Origin of the sequence: Streptomyces sp. M2CJ-2 (genome assembly GCF_016757295.1) — a bacterium.
In the GTDB taxonomy this organism is placed as follows: Bacteria; Actinomycetota; Actinomycetes; order Streptomycetales; family Streptomycetaceae; genus Streptomyces.
Genome location: NZ_JAESIF010000183.1, coordinates 1 through 2,825, shown reverse-complemented (window position 1 = coordinate 2,825; position 2,825 = coordinate 1). Strand labels below are relative to the sequence as shown.

The window sequence follows — 2,825 nt, the reverse complement described above, 5'->3', positions numbered from 1 at the left end:
GAAACAGCCGCCGGAGCCGTGGACACACGCCCCCGGCGGCTCCTCATGCCATTCTCGCAGGCCAGCCCGCGAATCTGCCGACCACGTGTGCCTACCTACTGATGAAGTCGGGATTCACGGACGGTTCGGTCGCTGACCTGGGCGAACGGCTTCGGTGAGACCTTCTCGTGCCCGATTGCTTTCACCGTGGTTCCCCGCTGTTCCCCGCTCGATCTGGTGCGTTTGTGGTGCGGTAGTAGTACTACGCTCAGCAAGGTGCGCGCCCTACCACTTCCGCCACTTGTCCGTGAGCTGGTAACGGCCCAGCCCGTGGCGGGCGGTCAGCGCGACGACATCGACGCCGTGCTCGGTGAGCGACTGGTCGATGTAGTCGCACAGCTCCTCGCGCTCGTCGGTGTCGAAGGCGCTTTCATTGTGGACTTCGTCCACCGCGTTGAGGGCCAGGACGACGCGCTCCACCACAGCAAAGACCTGCTCGTCGCCGGCATCACCAAGTCTGGCAAGCTCCTCCTCGAAGGTGTCGAAGACTGTATCGGTTGCCGTGAGCAGTTCCTCGGGGAACAGCCCAGCCGTACAGGCGCACTCGGGATCCAGGGTGCCGGCGGCGAGATCCGCGGCTTCCTCTGCTATGCCGTGACGCCAGTTCGTCGTCGGTCTTTCAGCCATAGGCGGGACCGTACAGGCCAGGACTGGCAGCGAAGCCGACGTCGAACGACCCCGGACACATTGGAGGGCCAGCCCGTGAGGAAATCCCTCCTGAGCCGGCCCTTTTCTCTGTGCCCCTGGCAGGATTCGAACCTGCGACCCCCGCTTTAGGAGTTCGATCCGGGCCCGCTGCGGCGGCTTTCGTCGACTGGTGCGAGGGCCGGACAAAGATGCTGGTGTACGCCTCCGTCCGGCGTCGTTGATGTCAGCCGTGGATGTCAGAAGCTTTCTGATCCGTAGCTATAGCCGGATCGGTCAGCAGTGGCCATTCCGGCCGCTACGGGACCTCAGAGCGGGACGCTACTGGACGGGAGCGGTTACTGGGGTTGCGGTACGGCGCTGCTGTACCGACATGGAGGCCTTGCCAATCGCGTATGTGGGTCGGGGCGCGCTGCACCGTCTTGAGCACGGCAGCATACGTGCGAGAGACCCCGGTGCCCTTGAGGTGTCGGGGACGGCCAGGCACCACCGAAGGGTTTTGACGCCTGAGGGCTTCTGGCCTTAGATCTTCGTTTGTCGAACGTCTGGGCGCCCCACCGCCGGAGGCTCAACACGTCCTGTCCACCTTCGCCTTGCCTCTTGCTTGGGGCGACGTTCAGAGATCCGAGCACTCTTTATGCGCCTTCGCCGTACCGCTGCCGTTGCTGCCCTTTCGATCGCTCTGCTCCTTACTGCCTGCAGCAGCTCCGAGTACAGCGGCCCGGCAGACGGGCCCGCGGCCAGGCCCTCCCTGTCCGACGCCACCCTTGAGAAGCTCACCATGGTGGGGACCGTCGCCGGCCTCCGGGTGACCGAGCCGGCCGAGGACCCGCTTCCGAAGGGTTCGTACCGGGCCGACAAGGACGAGTGCCTACCCATTGCGCAGCTGGCCTTCACCGATACGCCGCGCCCCGCGACCGCCCGGGCCGTCCGCGAATTCTCGGGCCCTGGCGAGCTGAACTCCACCGTCGGAGGCCTATGGGTGACTGTCCATCGGGGAGACGATGCCCGCTCGGCGCTCGACGATGTCCGCAAGGCGCTCACGGAGTGCTCGGGCAGCTTCAAGGTTCTCGGCGCCCCCATGATCTACCGCGACCTCGAACCGGCCCAGGCCCCGGATCTCGGGGACGAATCCGTCGGCTTCCGGTTCACCACCAGCCTCTCCAGCGTAAGCAGTCCCGCGACCTACGCCGTCGTCCGCACCGACCACATCCTCACCACGATGATGGTGATCACGGACACGCTTCCGCGGCCCCTTCTGGAGGCGCAGCTGGCGAAGCTCCCCGGCTGAGGAGGGCACACAATGCATCAGGGCCGGTTTCCCGTGCAAGAAACCGGCCCTGAGCTCTGCTGCTTCAGCTGTCGGGGTGGCGGGATTTGAACCCACGACCTCTTCGTCCCGAAGCAACCTGAGTGAGGGCGCTGCCTTGGGCTGATGGGTCTCGCACCTGCGCTGATAGTCCGTAGGCATCCGTAGTTGTCCGCCGCTGTTCGTCGGCGTTGTCACGCAGTTGGACACTCAGCCGGGCCAGCGACTGAGCGCCGTTGCGTCGGCGGTCAACTCGATTCGGTGGGCGAAGACATCCAAGCGAAGGCGTCTGCTGTTCGGGTAGCCAGTGATCCGATCCGCCAAGAATCGGTGATGTCGGTCCAGCCATCAAGGTAGGCGTTGCGCGCGCCGTGCTCTGCTGCTTGGTCATAGAAGAGGGTGAACCTGTAGACCCTGCCGTCTTCGGAGATGACCTGGCCGTCCTCGTGATCGGGGCCCTCCTGCAAGAGGTCGACGACGATCGTCCGGTCCGGATCGAGTCCCTGGCCCTTCAGGAGCTCCCGCAACCGGCTCCACAGGTCGTAGTCGCTGGTCCGCAGGAGATCTGTGTACTGAACGACGATGCTTGACACCATGAACCCCATGATCGGCCCAGCGCCTGGCGAAGGGAAGCGGTCCGATGAGGTCAAGGCGGGCGGTAGGCCATCAGCTTGGGAAGCTGCGATCATTCGGTTGTTGGTTCGTGCTCTGACCTAGGCGAATGGCTGGGTTGGCGCCTCATTGGACGTGGCCTCTTAGCTTGAAATTTAACCTTTGCGACCTTTGGACTGATTCCGTTCAGTGATGCTCTCGGGACGTCTGGTCGTTTTAC

3 protein-coding genes are annotated in these 2,825 nt (G+C 64.3%); 1 reads left to right on the top strand and 2 read right to left on the bottom strand.

From position 1 onward, the window contains the following. Nucleotides 1-264 precede the first annotated feature (264 nt). Nucleotides 265-666: a hypothetical protein gene (locus JL475_RS38525; protein ID WP_202282851.1), complete on the bottom strand. Its 402-nt coding sequence runs from the start codon at nt 664-666 to the stop codon at nt 265-267. 826 nt (nt 667-1,492) lie between these two features. Here JL475_RS38525 and JL475_RS38520 point away from each other — a divergent pair. Continuing rightward, the gene (locus tag JL475_RS38520; protein WP_237409470.1) at nt 1,493-1,975 is read left to right on the top strand and encodes a hypothetical protein; all 483 of its coding nucleotides are present in this window, start codon (nt 1,493-1,495) and stop codon (nt 1,973-1,975) included. Nucleotides 1,976-2,241: 266 nt separating this feature from the next. On the opposite strand, the gene JL475_RS38515 is transcribed toward JL475_RS38520, so the two are convergent. Next, nucleotides 2,242-2,589, bottom strand: a complete 348-nt coding sequence (locus JL475_RS38515) for a hypothetical protein (RefSeq protein WP_202282849.1) — start codon at nt 2,587-2,589, stop codon at nt 2,242-2,244. Nucleotides 2,590-2,825 lie beyond the last annotated feature (236 nt).